The organism is Agromyces litoreus (genome assembly GCF_040496015.1).
Taxonomy (GTDB): domain Bacteria; phylum Actinomycetota; class Actinomycetes; order Actinomycetales; family Microbacteriaceae; genus Agromyces; species Agromyces litoreus.
In genome coordinates, this window is record NZ_JBEPKA010000003.1 from 226,114 (window position 1) to 243,411 (window position 17,298).

Genomic DNA, 17,298 nt, shown 5'->3' on the forward strand with positions numbered 1-17,298 from the left:
TGTGCGAGCAGGCTACCCGAGGGCTGCGTGCAGCCCCCGGTCCGGCCCCCGCCGACCGGTCAGGCGGTCGCGTCCTCGGGAATGAGCTCGCCGAGCAGCTCCTCGACGCGGCGCCGGATCTCGTCGCGGATGGGGCGGACGGCCTCGATGCCCTGGCCCGCCGGGTCGTCGAGCTCCCAGTCCTCGTAGCGCTTGCCGGGGAAGATCGGGCAGGCGTCGCCGCAGCCCATCGTGATCACCACGTCGGACTCGCGCACGGCCTCGGTCGTGAGCACCTTGGGCGTGTTGCCCGCGATGTCGACGCCCTCCTCGGCCATGGCCTGCACGGCCACGGGGTTGATCTCGTCCTTCGGGGCCGAGCCGGCCGACAGGACCTCGACCCGGTCGCCGCCGAGTTCGCGGAGCCAGCCGGCGGCCATCTGCGAGCGTCCCGCGTTGTGGACGCAGACGAACAGGACGGTGGGCGTGTCGGACATGGTGACCTCGTTTCCGGTGGCGTGCCCGTCGGGGCGCTCTCATCCAAGCATAGATCGCGGTCTATGCGATGTCGAACGGATGGGCGGTCCCGCCCGTCAGGCGAGCGTCGGGAGCAGCTCGCGCACGCGCCGGTCGATGTCGTCCCGGATCGCCCGCACCTGTTCGATGGGGCGGCCGACGGGGTCGTCGAGGTCCCAGTCGAGGTACCGTCGCCCCGGGTGCACCGGGCAGGCGTCGCCGCAGCCCATCGTGACCACCACGTCGGCGGCCCGCACGACCTCGTCGGTCAGCGGCTTCGGGAACTCTCCGCCCACCGGCACCCCGATCTCATCGAGCGCCGCGACGATCGCGGGGTTCACCTCCGAGGCCGGTTCGGATCCCGCCGTCCGCACTCGAACGCGCTCGCCGGCGAGCTGTCGGAGGATCGCGGACGCCATCTGCGAGCGACCGGCGTTCTGGACGCACACGAACAGCACCTCCGGTGGCGTGCCGTCGCCCCCGGAGCGCTGGGCGGCGAGGGCGGCCAGGCGCTCCGCCGCGAAGCCGGCCGCCCGCGAGGCGACGCGCGCCGATGTCCCCGCGTGGGCGGCGACGAGCTCGAGGCTCTCGCGGACGTAGCGTTCGACCGTCTCGCGACCGAACGTGCCGGCGAATCGCCCCGCGAGGTCGTCGACGATGCGCTCGATCAGGTCCTCGTCCGGAGCGGTCGCGGGGACCTGCGCTCCGAGCAGGCCGCGCACCCGCTCGAGGGCACCCGGCGTCACCGAGTACCAGGCCCGACGGCCCTCGGGGATCCGCTCGAGCACGCCGTCGTCGAGCAGCAGCTTCGCGTGGTGCGACACGGTCGGCTGTCGCAGGCCGAGCTCCTCGGCGAGCGCGGTCACCGTCGCACGGCGATCGGGGCTCGCGAGGATGAGGGCGAGCATGCGCGCTCGCGTCGGCTCGGCGATGAGCGAGAGGCCGCCCGTCGCGGCATCCGCTCCGCCCGTGTCCATAGACGCGAGTCTATGCGACGACCGTCGCGCCCTCATCGCACGGCGGATCGGCCGGCTCGGTCGGCCGGGCCGTCATGGGTCAGCGGCTCGTCATCCGCAGCACCCGGCGGCGGTCGCGATGCCGGTCGCGGCCGGAGCGAGTGCCGTGCCGCCGCATCCCGCATCCGCGGCCTCCGCCTCGTCGGCGGCGAGTCCGGTCGAGCACACGCCGGTCGCCGGAAGCTCCAGTCGCACGTCCGTCGCCGCGGCGACGTCGCCGGCCAGCCAGGCCGCGATCGATCGCACCTGCTCGTACCCCGTCGCGAGCAGGAACGTCGGCGCCCGGCCGTAGCTCTTCATGCCCGCGATGAAGAACCCGTCCTCCGGCTGGCGGAGCTCGGCGAAGCCGTGGGCCTCGACCGTGCCGCAGGTGTGCACGTTGGGATCGATCAGCGGCGCGAGCCGCCGCGGAGCCTCGACCACGTCGTCGAGCTCGAGCCGGATCTCCCGGAGCATCTCGAGCTCCGGCCGGAAGCCCGTCGCGTTGACGAGGACGTCGGCCTCGTGCTCCACGACGTCGCCCGCCCGAGCCCCGACGACGCGGACGGCGCCGTTCCCCGCGCGGCCGAGCCGGACGATCTCGAAGCGGTCGAGGACCTGGATCCGGCCAGCGGCGACGAGGTCGTCGACGCGGCGTCCGATCGTCGCCCGAGCGGTGAGGCCGTCGTCCTCCGACGTCGTCACCCGGACCGCCGTCGCATTGCGGATCGCCCACGTGATCCGGGTGTCCGGCTCCTCCCGGGCGAGCGCGGCGAGGTGCAGCAGCGTGTTGGCCGCGGAATGCCCGGCGCCGACGACGAGCACTCGCCGCCCCGCGAAGCGATCCCGGTCGCGGCCGCGCACGTCGGGCAGCGCGTGGGTCACGTCGGCCGCGACCTCGTCGAACCCCAGCGGGTCGAGTCCGCTCGAGCCGAGGCGGTTGGGGGTCCGCCAGGTCCCGGAGGCGTCGATGACGGCGCGGGCGGGCAGGTCCTCGAGCCCGTCGGCGGTGCGGACGCGGAGTAGGAACGGGGTCGCGCTGCGCGCGGCGGTGCGCGTGCGGTCCTTGCCCTGGCGCGTGACGGCGATCACCTCGGCCCCGGTCCGGATGCGCGAGGCGAGCGGTTCGATCGCGGCGAGCGGCGCGACGTAGCGCTCGACGAGTTCGGCGCCGGTCGGCAGCCGGTCCTCGTCGGGGTGCGTCCATCCGCCGCCCTCGAGCAGTCGTCGCGCAGCCGGGTCGACGAGCAGGCGCCATGGCGAGAACAGCCGGATGTGTCCCCAGTCGCGCACGCTCGACGCGACGTCGTCGCCGGCCTCGAGCACGGTGACGTCGATGCCGCGCTCGAGCAGGTGCGCCGCAGCGGCGAGGCCGACCGGCCCCGCGCCGATGATCGCGACGGGAAGGGGCGGCAGCGTGCGCTCCAGGTCGGCCGAAGGGGTGGGCTGGACGAGGGTCATGGTGGGCGTCTCCGATATATCGATGATCTTCGATGCACAGCTTCGCCCCTATATCGAAGTTTGTCAATATATGGCTAGGATGGAGGCATGACCACGACGCTCGACCTCGCACCCACGACCGGCGCGGTGTGCTGCAGCCCGCTCGTCGCCGAGGCGATGGACGTCGATCGCGCCGACGAGCTCGCGAGCCGCTTCAAGGCCCTCGCCGACCCGACGCGGCTGCGCCTGCTCTCGATCGTGGCCGCCGCCGACGGGCAGGGCGCGTGCGTCTGCGACCTCAACGAGCCGGTCGGACTCAGCCAGCCGACCGTCTCGCACCACCTGAAGATCCTCGTCAACGCGGGCCTGCTCACCCGCAGCAAGCGCGGCACCTGGGCGTACTACGCCCTCGTGCCGGGCTCGCTCGACGACCTCGCCGCGCTCCTCGCCGACGTCCCCGTCGACGCGTCGCGCTGAACGCCCCGACCTACCGCCCCCACGCCGAGGCCGGCGCCGCGACCACCGGGACCGGTGCCGTCGACCACCACGAGCCGTTCCCGTAGTGGCTCGAGGCCCAGGGCGACGCCCAGATGGCCCGGGCCGTGACGGCGGCCGAGCGGCCGTCCTCGAGGCCCGCCACGATGGCGGCGTAGAACGAGCGCTTCTTGAGGTTGGACGCCGCGTACTCGGCCGCGGTCACCAGGGTGTCGTAGCTGCCGAGACCGCTGCCGCCGCCCGAACCGTACCCGTTGTTCAGCGGGTTGTTGCGGTTCCACCAGTTGTCCGGTCCGTTCTCCTCGCGCATCCACTCGACCATGAGGCGCTCGTTCTCCTCGGTCAGCGGCCACCCGCCGAAGACCAGCACCAGGCGGGCCCAGTCGTAGTTCGTACCCGACTCGACGAGGGTCTGCGCCCCGGTCGTCGAGGCGTACGACTCGCGCGACACGCTCGCCGCCGCGACCTCGCCGTCGACGACCATGCCCTGCACGGCGCCGCGCAGCGGCGACAGCGTGGCCGCCATCGCGACGGGCGGCAGCTCGGTCGGGCGCGGCAGCGGCGCCAGGGCGATCGTCGCGAGCAGTCCCGCGATCGCGGCCGTCGCGCCGAGCGCGGCCACGAGCCGGTGCCGGATGCCGCGTGCCCCCGGCCGGGCGACCCGGACCCCCTCGGTCGGGGATCGGCGCGATCGTCCGGGCGCGGCGTGCGCGGCGTGCGCGCCGTGGGTGCCCGCCGGAGCGCGATCGGCCCGCCGGCCGGACGCGGGCGCCGACGAACGACGCCGCGCAGTCGATCCGATCGCCGCGCGACGCTCCCCCGGTGAACCCGCCATCCCTCGCATTCGGGGGCCGAGAGTAGCAAGGCGGCGCCGCCGACGCATCCCCTTGCGCGCCTGCGCGGCGTGGAGCAGGTGCGCGTCGCGGAGCGTGCCCCTAGTGTGGGCGGGGAGCCGCCGGGACGCCGGTCCGGGCGGCGCGCAGTGGGGCGACGCGTGGGGGCGGCGATGACGGATCCGCACGAGGGCGAACTGCCGGCGCCGACGCCGGGGCAACTGGCCCTGCTCGCCATCCCGGCCGCGATCGTGGGCATCCTCTCGGCGCTCATCCTCCACGGCCTCAACCTGGTCGCCGAGCTCGTCGGCGACTTCGCGTGGACGACGCTGCCCGGAATGCTCGGGGTCGACCCGACCGGGTGGTGGATCCTCGCCGTCCTCACGGTCACGGGTCTCGCCGTGGGAATCGGCCTCCAGGTGCTCCCCGGGCACGGCGGACCGGACACGGCGACGACGGAGCTCGTGAGCGAACCGCTGCGCCTCGGGGTGCTCCCGGGGCTCGCCGTCGTCACGGCGATCAGCCTCGCCGGCGGCGTCAGCCTCGGGCCCGAGAACCCGATCATCGCGATCAACGTCGCCCTCGCGGTCGCCGTCCTCGGGCGCTTCCTCCCGCGGATCGGCCCGAAGCTGGCGATGCTCATGGCCGGCGCCGGCACGATCGGAGCACTGTTCGGCACGCCGGTCGCCGCCGCGCTGCTGTTCACCGGCGTGCTCGCCGCGGTCCGCGGCGGCGGTGCGCTCTGGGACAAGCTGTTCACCCCGCTCGTGTCGGCCTCCGTCGCCGCGGTCACCATGCACCTGCTCGGCGCGCCGCCCCTGCAGTTCCAGATCCCGCTCGAGGCGCTCGAGCCGATCGACCTGCTGTGGGGCGCGCTCATCGCGGTCGCCGCCACGCTGGTCGGCCTGGGCGCGACCTTCCTGTTCCCCCTGGTGCACCGCGCCTTCCACGCCCTGCGGCAGCCGATCCTCATCGCCACCGCCGGTGGCGTCGTCCTCGGGCTGCTCGGCATGCTCGGCGGTCCGATCACGCTCTTCAAGGGCCTCGAGCAGATGGGTGAGCTGCTCGAGAACCCCGACGACTACGACGCCGGGCAGCTCGCCGTCATCGTCGGGATCAAGCTCGCCGCACTGCTCGTCTCGGCGAGCGCCGCCTTCCGCGGCGGCCGCGTCTTCCCGTCCGCCTTCATCGGCGTCGCGTTCGGCATGCTCGCCCATGCGCTCGTCCCCGACGTGCCCCTCGCGCTCGCCGTGTCGTGCGCGCTGCTCGGCATCCTGCTGGTGGTGACCCGTGACGGATGGCTCGCGCTCTTCCTCGCCGTCGCAGTCTCCGGGGACATCTCGCTGCTGCCGTGGCTCACCGCGATCGTGCTGCCGACGTGGCTGCTCGTCAGCCGCGCGCCGGAGTTCCGCATCATCCCGACGCGCCGGACACCGGAGGCCGATGCGGCCGACGGCCCCGGTCCCGCCCGCCGCGAGTAGGGTTCCGGGGTGGACTTCGACGCGCTCCGCCGGCACCCCGACCTCGAGGCGCCCGGGCTCGCCGCATCGGATGCCGCGGACCGGCTCATCCTCGACGAATCGGCGCCGGCCCTCGCCGAGCTCGCGGACGCGCCCGGCGCGGTCGTCGTGGTCGACGACGCGTACGGCGCGCTCGCGCTCGGCGCCGTCGAGGGCGGGGCCCGCGGCGTGCGCGTGCACCAGGACCCGCTCACCGGCGAACGGGCACTCGTCGGCAACGCCGACCGGCTCGGCGTCCCGGTCTCCGATCGTCCGGTGAGCCTCCCGCTCGACGCCGCGCTGCTCGCCGGTGCACGTCTCGTGCTCCTGCGCCTGCCTCGCTCCCTCGATCGCCTCGACGAGGTCGCCGGCCTCATCGCGCGCGCTGCGGCGCCCGACGTTCGCGTGGTCGCGGGCGGGCGCATCAAGCACATGTCGCTCGCCATGAACGACGTGCTCGCGGCCTGGTTCGGACGTGTCGACGTGACCCACGCGCGTCGGAAGTCCCGCGCGCTCGTGGCGACCGCGCCGCGCGCCGCGCGCGACCCCGCGGCGGCGGAATGGCCGCGCAGGCGACGCGACGCCGCCCTCGACCTCACGGTCGTCGCCCACGGCGGCGTGTTCGCCGGCACCACCGTCGACATCGGCACGCGCTTCCTGCTCGACGTGCTCGGCGACGCCGTGCCGGACGCCGAGCGGGCGGTCGACCTCGCCTGCGGCTCGGGGGTCGTGGCCTCCTGGCTGGCGCGGGAGCGACCCGGGCTCATGGTCGAGGCTTCCGACCGGAGCGCCGCGGCCGTGGGATCCGCCCGGCTGACCGCCGAGGCCAACGGCGTCGCCGACCGCGTCCGCGTCGTCCGCGCCGACGGGCTCGAGCACCTCGCGGACGCGAGCGAGCGGCTCGTCGTGCTGAATCCGCCCTTCCACTCGGACGCGGCCGTGCACACCGGCATCGCCGGGCACCTGTTCGCCGAGTCCGCCCGCGTGCTGCGGACCGGCGGCGAGCTGTGGTGCGTCTGGAACTCCCATCTGCGCTATCGACCGCTGCTCGAACGCAGCGTCGGGCCCACCCGCCAGGTCGCGCGGAACCCGAAGTTCACGGTCACCGCGTCGACGCGACGCTGATCCCGCCCGAGGCGCGCAGGGGACTTGCCGCGAAATGGGGCCTGCGCCGCGGGCGTGAACGTGACAGGCTCTGAGGGTGACCACCACGGCTTCACCGAGCCGTCGTCGTCTGCCGACGGGAACCGTCACGTTCCTGTTCACGGACATCGAGGGCTCGACCCGACTGGTCGAGGCTGCCGGCGACCGGTGGCCCGCCCTGCTCGCGGAGCACGACGGCCTGCTCCGCGAGGCGATCACGGCCGCCCGCGGCACGGTCGTGAAGACCGAGGGCGACGGGTTCTTCGCGGTGTTCGCCTCGGCGGTCGACGCCGTCACCGCGGCCACCGCCATCCAGCGGGCCATCGCCGGCGCGACCTGGCCCGAGGGGCTCGCGCCGCGCGTGCGCATCGGGATGCACACCGGGCTCGGCCTGCTCGGCGGCGACGACTACGTGGGCATCGACATCCACCGCGCCTCGCGCATCGCCGATGCCGCCCACGGCGGACAGGTGGTGCTCTCCGGGCCGACCGCGGTGCTCGCCGAGCGCGAGCTCCCCGACGGCGTCGCCCTGCGCGACCTCGGCCGCCACCGGCTCCGCGACCTGTCGCAGGCCGAGGCCATCCTCCAGCTCGACATCGACGGGCTCGACACCGAGTTCCCCGACCTGCGCACCGCGGATGCGACGCCGGACCGCCTGCCCGTCCCGGTGACGAGCTTCGTCGGGCGGCTGGCCGAGTGCGCGCGCGTCCGGGATCTCCTGGAGGGTTCGCACGTGGTCACGGTCACCGGCACCGGCGGCACCGGCAAGACCCGGCTCGCGCTCCAGGTCGGGGCCGAGATCGGCGCGCGCTTCCGGGACGGGGCCTTCTTCGTCGACCTCGCGCCCGTGCACGACCCGGATGTCGTGCCGTCGCAGATCCTGCGTTCGCTCGGCGACGAGAGTTCTGCGGGAAGCCGCCCGCCGCGCGACGCCCTCATGGAGCGGCTCGCGGAACGCGAGGTGCTGCTGATCCTCGACAACTTCGAGCAGGTGATCGACGCCGCGCCCGTCGTGGCCGACCTCGTCGCCGCGTCGCCGCGGTCGCGCTTCCTGGTCACGTCCCGCGGGCCGCTGCGCATCGCGGCCGAGCACGAGCTCCCGCTCGAGCCCATGGTGCTCCCCGAGACCCCCGATCCGGACGCGCTGGCACACTCCGACGCCGTCGCCCTCTTCGTCGACCGTGCGGTCGCCGTCCGCCCGGACTTCGCGGTCACCGCGGAGAACGCGCAGGCGGTCTCCGAACTCGTGCGCGGGCTCGACGGCCTGCCCCTCGCGATCGAGCTCGTCGCCTCCCGCGTGCGCCTGCTGCCGGTCCCGGAGATCCTCGCGAGACTCGATCCGGCGAGCCCCGGCACCGGAGCCGTCGACCTGCCCGAGCGGCAGCGGACCATCGAGGGCGCGATCGCCTGGAGCCACGACCTGCTCGACCCACCCGTGCAGGATCTCTTCGCCCGGCTCGGCGTGTTCGCCGGGGGCGCCGACCTGGAGCAGGTCGAGGCCGTCTGCGAGGGCGTGGAGGTCGACCTCCTCGCCGGGATCGCCGAGCTCGTCGACCAGGGCCTGCTGCGGCAGGTGGCCGCGACGGGGGGCCGGGCGAGGTTCCGCACCCTCCACGTGATCCGCGAGGTGGCGCTCATGAAGCTCGAGGCGACGGGCGCGAGCGACGACGTGCATCGCCGTCACCTCGAGGCCTACGTCGCCTGGGCCGAGGAGATCGTCCCGCACTTCCTGGGGGAGGACCGCAAGGACTGGCTCGACCGCTTCGACACCGATCACGACAACGTGCGCACCGCGCTCGACTGGGCGGCCGTGCACGGCGAGACCGACCTCGCGCTCCGGCTCGCCGCGGCATCCTGGCGGTTCTGGCAGAGCCGGGGGCACCTGCACGAGGGACGGAGCCGGCTGGAGACCGCAGTCTCCCTCCGCGGCGGCGAACCGGTCCACCGTGCGCAGGCGCTCGAGGCGCTCGGCGGCGTGTACTGGTGGCAGGGGGAGATCGAGCGCTGCGTCACGCCGTACCGCGAGGCGCTCGCGATCCAGCGCGAGGTGGGCTCGCCCGCCGACGTCGCCAATGCGATCTACAACACCGCGCTCGCCGAGGCCGTGGCCGCGCACTCGATGGAGGTCACGGCGGAGATGCGCGCGGAGGTGTACGACCTGTTCGCCGAGGGCGAGGAGATCTACCGGCGCCTGGGCGACGACAACGGCCTCGGCAACATCATCTGGGGTCGCGGCATCGCGATCGCCGACCTCGACGACGACGTGCCGGCGGCCATGGCCGCGTTCCATGCCTGCATCGACCACTACCGACGCGCGGGCAACGAGTTCGGGATGGGCTGGGGCATGTTCGAGTACGCGATCTTCTCGGCGAGGGCCGACGACTTCGACACGTCGTGGACGTACCTCGTCGACGGCCTCGAGCTCTTCTCGCGGCACCGGGACGTCTCGGCCGTCGTCCTGTTCATCGCCCTCGCCGCGGGCCTCGCGAACGCGGCCGGCGACGCCGAGCGCGAGGCGCGGCTGGCCGGCGCGTCGCGCGGCCTCCGGAACGCCTCGGGCACGAACATCGTCGACCACGAGATCACGCGGATCCGAGGACTCACGTTCGACGAGCTCGAACCGGGCCGGGAGGACCTCGCCGCCGCCTACCGGGAGGGCCTGGCGATGGACCTCGAGGAGGCCGTGGCGTACACGCTCGGGAGGGCCGGCGCCGCTGCGCCGACGTCCTGAACCGGGTCGCCCGATCGCGCCGAACGGGGACGTGCGAGCGCGCGACGAGCGTGTCAGGCTGGGAGGGTGACGTCCACCATCGAGCAGCTCGACGCCGACCTCGTCGCCGACGAGGCCGTGCGGCCCGACCTGCCGTGGCAGACGGTCGTCTGGGACGACCCGGTCAACCTCATGACCTACGTCACGTACGTCTTCCGCAGCTACTTCGGCTATCCGCGCGAGGAGGCCGAGCGCCTCATGCTGCAGGTGCACCACGAGGGCCGGGCCGTCGTGGCATCCGGCAACCGCGAGGCCATGGAGCGGCACGTGCAGGCCATGCACGGCTACGGGCTCCAGGCCACCGTCTCGAAGGCCGAGCCGTGATCGTCGCCGGACGCGAGGGCGGCGCCGACGGCGTGCGCATCGTGCTCGAGACGGAGGAGGCGATGCTGCTCTCCGAGCTGGCCGACCAGGTCGACTCCGTCCTGCTCCTCGGCGGCGACGACGATCCGGCGCTCGGCCGGCTCTTCCCCTCGGCCTACCCCGAGGACCAGGCCGCCGCCCGGGACTTCACGCGCTACACGCGCGACAGCCTCGTCGACGGGAAGCGGCAGGCCGCCCAGTCCGTGCGCGATGCCACGGCCACCGACCGGGAGGCCGGCGTGGTCGAGATCGAGCTCGACCAGGCGCAGGCGTGGGGCTGGCTGACCTTCCTCACCGACCTCCGGCTCATCCTCGCCGAGCGCGTCGGGGTCACCGACCCCGAGGAGGCGGAGCCCGCCGACGACGAGCGGGACGACTACCTCCGCGCGGCCTACGAGTGGGCGGGGATCGTCCAGGGGTCGATGCTCGAGGTGCTCGACCCGCTCGGCCGGTAGCAGGCCCAAGGTCCCGGGCGCGCCGCGCCCCGTGGTGGACGATGCGCCTACGGCGGTCCCCGCACCGCGGCGGAGCCGGACCGCGACCGGAGGGAAGGTGCGATGTCCGACACGAACGTCACCGGATGGGTCGGCTGGGGCTGGTTCGCCGGGGTGATGATCATCATCTCGGGCGCGATCGGCGTGCTCTACGGGCTCATCGCGATCCTGCTCCCGGACAACACGTACTTCATCAAGCCGTCGAGCGGCCAGCTGCTGATCCTCGATGCCGCGGGCTGGGGCTGGCTGCACCTGTTCCTCGGCGTCTTCCTCGTGCTCGTCGGCATCGCGCTGCTCGGCGGGGCGTCATGGGCGCGCGTGGTGGCGATCATCCTCGCGGCGTTCAGCGCGCTCGCGAACCTCATGGTGCTGCCGCTCCAGCCCTGGTGGTCGGCGATCGTCATCGCCGTCGACGTGCTCGTGATCTACGCGCTGACGGTGCACGGGCGGGAGCTCGAGCGCGCCCGCTGACCGGGCCCGACCCGCCTGCTGATCGGCCCGACGCGGGGCGGACGCGACATCCGCCCCGCGCCGCGCGCGCCGCGGGCGCACCGCGCGCGCCTCACTAGGGTGGCGGCATGGCCGACCTGATCGACTGGACCGGCGGCATCGACCCCTGGGACGTCGTGTTCGCGCTGCTCTCGGTGATCGCCGCGTGGATCGCGTCGCGCTTCGCGCGCCGGGCGGTGCGAGCCCTGCTCGGTCGGCTGACCGGCATCCCGCCCGGCATGGGCGACGCGATCGTCGGGGCGTCCGGCGCGTTCGTGATCCTCCTCGGCATCGGCGTCGCCCTCGCCTTCCTCGGCGCGCCGCTCCAGCCGCTCATCGCCCTCGTGCTCATCGTCGGGGCGATCGTGGTGCTCGTGCTGCGCGGCATCGCCGACAACTTCTCCGCGGGCATCGTCATCCAGACCCGGCACCCGGTGATGCCGGGCGACCACGTCGCCTCGCATGACACCGAGGGCACGGTCGAGGCGCTCACCAGCCGCGCGGTGATCGTGCGGACCTACGACGGGCGCGCGGTCCACATCCCCAACTCGGAGTTCCTGAACTCGCCCTTCGCCAACGTCAGCGCGTTCGGCGCCTCGCGCAGCGAGCTCGAGGTGCGGATGCCGCTGGCCGAGGACGACCCGACCCGCGCGCTCGACGAGCTCGCAGCCGCCGCCGGCCGCGCCGAGGGGGTGCGGACGGCCCCGCCCGAGCGGGCGCCGTCGGCGTTCGCGGTGACGGTCGGCGAGGGCCGGCTCACCGCGCGCCTGCTCGTCTGGCACGACCCCGGCGCGAGCCGCGCCGCGTGCTCGGCGGTGGTGCGCGAGGTGGCCGGGATCCGCGGCGACGGCGGACTGCTCGTCACGTCGGTCCTCCCGGACACGGTCGTGCGCACCGATCGTCGCTGACCGCGTGACCCGCCCGTCGGCGGGGTGCTCGACCCGCGTGCACCGCGACTGGCAGGCTTGGCGCGTGGGCCGGTGCCCGGCGCCCATGGAGGGCGCGTCGAGCCCATCGAGCGGAGGAGCGATGTCCCAGCCGTCGTCCATCACGAGCGTCCTGCGGGAGCCGACCCGGACGGTCGAGTCGACCGAGTCCACGGCGCTGATCGTCGGGAGCATCGTCTTCGTGATCGCGATGCCGATCGGCCTCATCCTGGCTCAGGGTCGCGACCTCGCGATCTCGGGGCCGGACTCGCTCGGCGAGGCGATCGCGATCGGCGCGGCGATCGCCGCACTGCTCGCCTTCGTGTCGGGGCGCGTGCTCCTGCGCCGCCGCTTCGGCAGTCCGCCCGCCGACCCCGCGGTCGAGGAGGCCGCGGCGACCCGCAGCGCGACCGGCCCGCGCGGCGTCGAGGCGCCCCGGCTGCACTGGTTCGACGTCGTCGCGCTCGGCGTCGCCCACGGCGTGATCGCGCTGCTCGGCTGGGTCGGGCTCGCCGACATCCTCGAGGAGAGCTTCGTCGGCGCGCCGGTCTACCCGCTCCCCGGGTCGCTGCTGTTCGGGGTCGCGCTCGCGCTGACCGCGTACATCTGCTTCCTCTCGGCGGTGCGGATGACGCCGATGCTGCTCTCGATCGTGCTGGCCGTGTTCCTCGTGGTGGGCGTGATCACCGCGATGCGCAGCTCCAGCGATCCGATGTGGTGGACGATGAACCTCTCCGCGCTCGGCATCACCGACGACCTCTCCGCGCTCGCGTTCAATTTGACGCTCGTCATCGCCGGCATGATCGTCACGATCGTCGCGAGGTACGCCACCGCGGGGCTGCCCGCGACGACCGAGCGCGACCGCCGGGGCCGGAACTTCGTGCGATACGGGCTCGTGCTCATCGGGATCCTGCTCGCGTGCGTGGGCATCTTCCCGGTCGACGACTTCTTCGCGCTCCACAACACCGTGGCCAGCGGGATGGCGGTCGTGTACGCCGTGCTCGTGATCGGCCTGCCGCGCTTCCTGCCGTCGATGCCGCGCGTGTTCGTCATCCTCGGCTGGGTGTACGTGGGCGTCATCGTGCTGCTCGTGGTCTTCTTCGTGACCGGCTACTACAACCTCACCGCCGTCGAGCTGGTCGCGGGCCTGCTCATCTTCAGCTGGATCATCCTGTTCCTCCGGAACACCGGCTCGGTCGCGGCCCGGCGCGTGGTCGCGGTCACCGCCTGAGCGCTCCCGACACGGCGACGGCCGGCCACCGCGGGGGTGGCCGGCCGTCGAGGCGTGCGGCTCAGGAGCCGTGCGCGAGCGCCTTGGCCTTCAGCGCCTCGTACTCCTGGTCGGTGATGGTGCCGGCGTCGTGCAGGGCCTTGGCCTTGGCGATCTCGTCGGACGGGCTCGCCCCGGCCGCGGTCTGCCGGATGTAGGCGTCGGTCGCGGCCTGGGCGTTGGCGGCCGCGGCGGCGGAGCGCTGCGCCATCCCGTTGCCGCGAGCGATGAGGTAGACGAGCGCCGTGATGAAGGGCAGGAAGATCAGGAAGATGATCCAGACCGCCTTCCACCAGCCGTTCAGCTGGTGGTCGCGGAACAGGTCGCCGATGATCGCGAACAGCGCGAACAGGTAGGCGATGAAGGCGAAGCTCCAGAAGAAGATCCAGACGAAGTTCCAGAAGTTGCTCGCGAAGTCCACGGGGGAGAGCCTTTCCGATCGGATGCGGGGACGCCGGATCGTGCCCCCTCAGCGTCACCATAGTGCCGCGGCTCGCCGCAGCGGGGGGACCTTCGGCTCGCCCGCGCGTCGCGCCGCCCGCTGGAATCGGGTCTGGTGCCGCGCCCGGGGGGCGCTTAGGGTTCAGGACAGGGGGATTCGATGACTGCATTCGACTACGGCCCGGTCGACGTCTACGTCGTGAGCTTCGAGGGGGACCGCCTCGATCGGGCGACGGCCGCCGCGCTCGGCGACCTGATGGCGAGCGACCAGATCAGGCTCCTCGACCTGTTGATCGTCTCGCGGGACGAGGACGGCGAGATCACGGTCCGCGAGTACGAGGAGTTCCGCGACGAGCTGGGCTTCACGGTCGTCGAGCTCGAGGCGTCCGGCATCGTCGGCGACGAGGACATCGACGAGCTCGCCGAGATGGTCCCGCCCGGCACGTCGGGCGCCATCATGGCGATCGAGCTGCTGTGGGCGAAGCAGATCGCATCCGCGTTCGCCGCCTCGGGCGGCGAGGTGCTCCAGGTCGAGCGCATCCCGGCGACCGTGGTCAACGAGGTGCTCGCCGAGGCGAGCGACGAGGAGTAGGGGGCAACGATGCCGATCCGGAGGATGGGACGCCCGGGGCTGATCGGGATGGCCGCGCGCACCGCGGTCGTCGCGGGAACCGCCACGGCCGTGAGCGGCGGCGTCGCGCGGCGCCAGAACGCGCGCTACGCGGACAAGCAGGCCGAGCAGCAGGCGGCGGCCCAGCAGCAGTGGGAGGCCCAGCAGTACCAGGCCCAGCAGGCCGCCGCGCAGCAGGCGGCGGCGCAGCAGCCCGCACCCCCGCCGCCCGCCGCACCGGCCGGCGGCGTCGACGTGGTGGCCGAACTCCAGAAGCTCGCGACGCTGAAGGAGCAGGGCATCCTCTCGGACGCGGAGTTCGCCGCCGCGAAGGCGAAGCTGCTCGGCTGACGGCGCAGGGATGACGGAGAAGGAGGCGCCTCCACCCGACCGGGGGAAGCGCGTCACGGAGATCATCGGCGTCTTCCTGCTGTCCGTCGTCGCGGTGCTCACCGCGTGGTGCGGGTTCCAGGCTTCGAAGTGGGGCGGCGAGATGTCCATCGCCTTCAGCCAGGCCTCGAGCGCGCGGATCCAGGCGGCGGACGCCGAGGGCGCCGCGCGCTCCGCGCGCACCTTCGACCTCACGATCTACGCCGCCTACGTGGAGGCGGTCGGCGGGGGCAACGACGAGCTCGCCGACTACATCCGGGATCGCTTCACGCCCGCGTTCCGGGTCGCCTACGAAGCGTGGGTCGCCGACGGACAGGCCGAGCTCGGCCCCTTCACCCGCGACGAGTACGTTCCGGAGGGCACGGCCGAGGCCGAGGAACTCACGGCGAGGGCGGATGCCAAGTTCGCGGAGGCGCTCGAGAACAACCAGCGCGGTGACAACTACTCGCTGCTCACCGTGCTCTTCGCGCTCGTGCTGTTCCTCACCGCGATGTCGCAGCGCGAGATCGCGTCGTGGGTCGCGCGCGTGCTCCTCGGGATGGCGTTCGTGATCACGATCGTCGGGGTCGTCATCATGGCGACCTTCCCGATCCGGATCTGATCAGCGGGGGAGGAGGAACTCGCGTGGGCGCCGTCATCGGGGAGACCCTTCCGCTCGCGGTGGGCATCGCGATCAGCCCGATCCCGATCATCGCCGCCATCCTCATGCTGCTCTCGCCGAAGGCCCGGTCGACGAGCGTCGGCTTCCTCGTCGGGTGGGTGCTCGGCATCGCGGTCGCCGCAACGGTGTTCACGCTGCTCTCGTCGGCGCTGCCCGAGGGCGAGGACGACGCCGCCAAGCCGGTCTCCGCGGTCATCCAGCTGGTGCTCGGCGCGGGACTGCTGCTCCTCGCGGTCCGCCAGTGGCGCAGTCGTCCCGGACCGGGGGAGGAGCCGCCGCTGCCGAAGTGGATGGCCGGCATCGACGGGATGACCGTCGGGCGGGCGCTCGGGCTCGGATTCCTGCTCGCCGCCGTGAACCCGAAGAACCTGCTGCTCGGCGCCGGCGCGGGCGTCGCGATCGGCTCCGCCGGACTCGAGGTCGGCGGAGCCGCGGTCGCGCTCCTCGTCTTCACGGTCATCGCCTCGGCGTCGGTGGCCGTGCCGGTGATCGCCTACCTCGCGGCCTCGCGACGGATGGCCGAGCCGCTCGAACGGCTTCGCGGCTGGCTCGTGCACAACAACGCGACCGTGATGGCCGTGCTCCTGCTCGTGATCGGCGTGGTGCTGATCGGCAAGGGGATCGGGAACTTCTAGGCGCCCGCGCCCGCACCGGGCCGGGAAATGGAAATGGGGGACCACATGCCGCAGTCCGACGCGACCGACGCGATCCGCGAGCAGCAGCGACGGCTCGCGGAACGCCTGCCCTTCGACGACGCCCGCGACCTCGAGGCCGCCGACCGCGGATTCCTCGGGTCCCTCGAGGACGCTGCCGTCCGCGACGCGGACGGGAAGGTCGTCTGGGACCTCGCCGAGTTCGGCTTCATCGACGGCGACGCGCCGGACACGGTGAACCCGAGCCTGTGGCGGCAGTCCGGTCTCGTCGCGAAGCACGGCCTCTACGAGGTGGTCGAGGGCATCTACCAGGTGCGGGGCCTCGACCTCTCCAACGTGAGCTTCGTCGAGGGCGAGACCGGCGTGATCGTGATCGACCCGCTCATCTCGAAGGAGACGGCGGCGGCGGCGCTCGCCCTGTACCGCGAGCACCGCGGCGACCGTCCGGTGACCGCGGTGATCTTCACGCACAGCCACATCGATCACTTCGGCGGTGTCCTCGGCGTCGTGGACCCCGAGGACGTGCGCCCCGGCGGGGTGCAGGTGATCGCCCCGGTCGGCATCGTCGGCCACGCGGTCGCCGAGAACGTGTACGCGGGGACGGCCATGGGCCGCCGTGCCGGGTACATGTACGGCGCCGCGCTCGAACGCGGGCCACGCGGGGCCGTCGGGGCCGGACTCGGCCAATCGACGTCGACCGGTCGCGCCGGGATCCTCGTCCCGACGCTGGAGATCCGCTCCACCGGCGAGACGCACGTCGTCGACGGCGTCGAGATCGAGTTCCAGATGGCGCCGGGGACCGAGGCGCCCGCCGAGATGCACTTCCTGTTCCCCGGCAGGCGGGCGCTGTGCATGGCCGAGAACGCGACGCACACGCTGCACAACCTGCTCACGCTGCGCGGTGCGCTCGTGCGCGACCCGCACGTCTGGGCCGGGTACCTGACCGAGGCCATCGAGCGGTACGGCGACCGCGCCGACGTCGTGTTCGCGTCGCACCACTGGCCAACCTGGGGCGCCGACGAGATCCGCGAGTACCTCGGACTGCAGCGCGACCTGTACGCCTACCTGCACGACCAGACGCTGCGGATGCTGAACCGGGGCATGACCGGTGCCGAGATCGCGGAGGCGATCGAGCTGCCGCCCGCCCTGGAGCGCGCGTGGCACGCCCGCGGGTACTACGGCTCGGTCAGCCACAACGTCAAGGCCATCTACCAGCGGTACATGGGCTGGTTCGACGGCAACCCGGCCCGACTCTGGCCCCACCCGCCGAAGCCGCTCGCCGAACGGTACGTCGCCGCGATCGGTGGCGTCGACCGCGTCGTCGAGCTCGC

At 73.2% G+C, this 17,298-nt stretch carries 19 protein-coding genes; 14 read left to right on the plus strand and 5 right to left on the minus strand.

Features of this window, described 5'->3' with window-relative positions; genetic code table 11:
- Positions 1-59 precede the first annotated feature (59 nt).
- The 3 genes from ABME01_RS04090 to ABME01_RS04100 form a co-directional block, all read right to left on the minus strand.
- The gene (locus ABME01_RS04090) at positions 60-476 is read right to left on the minus strand and encodes an arsenate reductase ArsC (RefSeq protein WP_353827080.1); all 417 of its coding nucleotides are present in this window, start codon (positions 474-476) and stop codon (positions 60-62) included.
- A 96-nt stretch (positions 477-572) separates the two neighbouring features.
- A complete protein-coding gene (locus tag ABME01_RS04095; protein ID WP_353827081.1) occupies positions 573-1,472 on the minus strand; it encodes an arsenate reductase/protein-tyrosine-phosphatase family protein in 900 nt (299 codons plus the stop codon).
- 90 nt (positions 1,473-1,562) lie between these two features.
- Complete coding sequence (locus tag ABME01_RS04100) at positions 1,563-2,951, minus strand: FAD-dependent oxidoreductase (protein WP_353827082.1); 1,389 nt, start codon at positions 2,949-2,951, stop codon at positions 1,563-1,565.
- Positions 2,952-3,038: 87 nt separating this feature from the next.
- On the opposite strand from ABME01_RS04100, the gene ABME01_RS04105 reads away from it, so the two are divergent.
- Positions 3,039-3,407: an ArsR/SmtB family transcription factor gene (locus tag ABME01_RS04105; RefSeq protein WP_353827083.1), complete on the plus strand. Its 369-nt coding sequence runs from the start codon at positions 3,039-3,041 to the stop codon at positions 3,405-3,407.
- A 10-nt stretch (positions 3,408-3,417) separates the two neighbouring features.
- Here ABME01_RS04105 and ABME01_RS04110 read toward each other — a convergent pair whose 3' ends face one another.
- Positions 3,418-4,047 (minus strand): hypothetical protein, encoded by a 630-nt coding sequence (locus ABME01_RS04110; protein ID WP_353827084.1) that lies wholly within the window; start codon positions 4,045-4,047, stop codon positions 3,418-3,420.
- Positions 4,048-4,431: 384 nt separating this feature from the next.
- Here ABME01_RS04110 and ABME01_RS04115 point away from each other — a divergent pair, with 384 nt between their 5' ends.
- The 8 genes from ABME01_RS04115 (at position 4,432) to ABME01_RS04150 (ending at position 13,173) form a co-directional block, all read left to right on the plus strand.
- Positions 4,432-5,739, plus strand: coding sequence for an ion channel protein (locus ABME01_RS04115; protein WP_353827085.1), 1,308 nt, complete (start codon positions 4,432-4,434; stop codon positions 5,737-5,739).
- A gap of 9 nt (positions 5,740-5,748) precedes the next feature.
- On the plus strand, positions 5,749-6,882 hold the full coding sequence (locus ABME01_RS04120; RefSeq protein WP_353827086.1) for a class I SAM-dependent methyltransferase: 1,134 nt from the start codon (positions 5,749-5,751) through the stop codon (positions 6,880-6,882).
- Between the two features lie 76 nt (positions 6,883-6,958).
- Positions 6,959-9,631 (plus strand): adenylate/guanylate cyclase domain-containing protein, encoded by a 2,673-nt coding sequence (locus tag ABME01_RS04125; protein ID WP_353827087.1) that lies wholly within the window; start codon positions 6,959-6,961, stop codon positions 9,629-9,631.
- A 78-nt stretch (positions 9,632-9,709) separates the two neighbouring features.
- Positions 9,710-9,994 (plus strand): ATP-dependent Clp protease adapter ClpS, encoded by a 285-nt coding sequence (gene clpS / locus ABME01_RS04130; RefSeq protein ID WP_436407396.1) that lies wholly within the window; start codon positions 9,710-9,712, stop codon positions 9,992-9,994.
- Positions 9,991-10,488, plus strand: a complete 498-nt coding sequence (locus ABME01_RS04135; protein ID WP_353827088.1) for a DUF2017 family protein — start codon at positions 9,991-9,993, stop codon at positions 10,486-10,488. Before clpS ends, ABME01_RS04135 begins: the two co-directional genes overlap by 4 nt.
- Positions 10,489-10,590: 102 nt before the next feature.
- Positions 10,591-10,998, plus strand: a complete 408-nt coding sequence (locus tag ABME01_RS04140; RefSeq protein WP_353827089.1) for a DUF7144 family membrane protein — start codon at positions 10,591-10,593, stop codon at positions 10,996-10,998.
- A gap of 107 nt (positions 10,999-11,105) precedes the next feature.
- The gene (locus tag ABME01_RS04145; protein WP_353827090.1) at positions 11,106-11,924 is read left to right on the plus strand and encodes a mechanosensitive ion channel family protein; all 819 of its coding nucleotides are present in this window, start codon (positions 11,106-11,108) and stop codon (positions 11,922-11,924) included.
- A gap of 121 nt (positions 11,925-12,045) precedes the next feature.
- Entirely contained in the window at positions 12,046-13,173 is a 1,128-nt protein-coding gene (locus ABME01_RS04150) for a hypothetical protein (RefSeq protein ID WP_353827091.1), read from the plus strand.
- 61 nt (positions 13,174-13,234) lie between these two features.
- Here the strand turns inward: ABME01_RS04150 and ABME01_RS04155 are convergent, their stop codons facing one another.
- On the minus strand, positions 13,235-13,633 hold the full coding sequence (locus ABME01_RS04155; protein ID WP_353827092.1) for an SHOCT domain-containing protein: 399 nt from the start codon (positions 13,631-13,633) through the stop codon (positions 13,235-13,237).
- Between the two features lie 180 nt (positions 13,634-13,813).
- Here ABME01_RS04155 and ABME01_RS04160 point away from each other — a divergent pair, with 180 nt between their 5' ends.
- The 5 genes from ABME01_RS04160 to ABME01_RS04180 all read left to right on the plus strand — a co-directional run.
- Positions 13,814-14,245 carry a DUF6325 family protein gene (locus ABME01_RS04160; RefSeq protein ID WP_353827093.1) on the plus strand — a complete coding sequence of 144 codons (432 nt, stop codon included), beginning with the start codon at positions 13,814-13,816 and terminating at the stop codon, positions 14,243-14,245.
- 9 nt (positions 14,246-14,254) lie between these two features.
- Positions 14,255-14,614, plus strand: a complete 360-nt coding sequence (locus tag ABME01_RS04165) for an SHOCT domain-containing protein (RefSeq protein ID WP_353827094.1) — start codon at positions 14,255-14,257, stop codon at positions 14,612-14,614.
- A gap of 10 nt (positions 14,615-14,624) precedes the next feature.
- The gene (locus tag ABME01_RS04170; protein WP_353827095.1) at positions 14,625-15,254 is read left to right on the plus strand and encodes a hypothetical protein; all 630 of its coding nucleotides are present in this window, start codon (positions 14,625-14,627) and stop codon (positions 15,252-15,254) included.
- A 23-nt stretch (positions 15,255-15,277) separates the two neighbouring features.
- Positions 15,278-15,949 (plus strand): GAP family protein, encoded by a 672-nt coding sequence (locus ABME01_RS04175; protein WP_353827096.1) that lies wholly within the window; start codon positions 15,278-15,280, stop codon positions 15,947-15,949.
- Positions 15,950-15,994: 45 nt separating this feature from the next.
- Positions 15,995-17,298, plus strand: a 1,304-nt coding sequence (locus tag ABME01_RS04180; protein WP_353827097.1) for an alkyl/aryl-sulfatase, incomplete at its 3' end; no start/stop codon positions are given.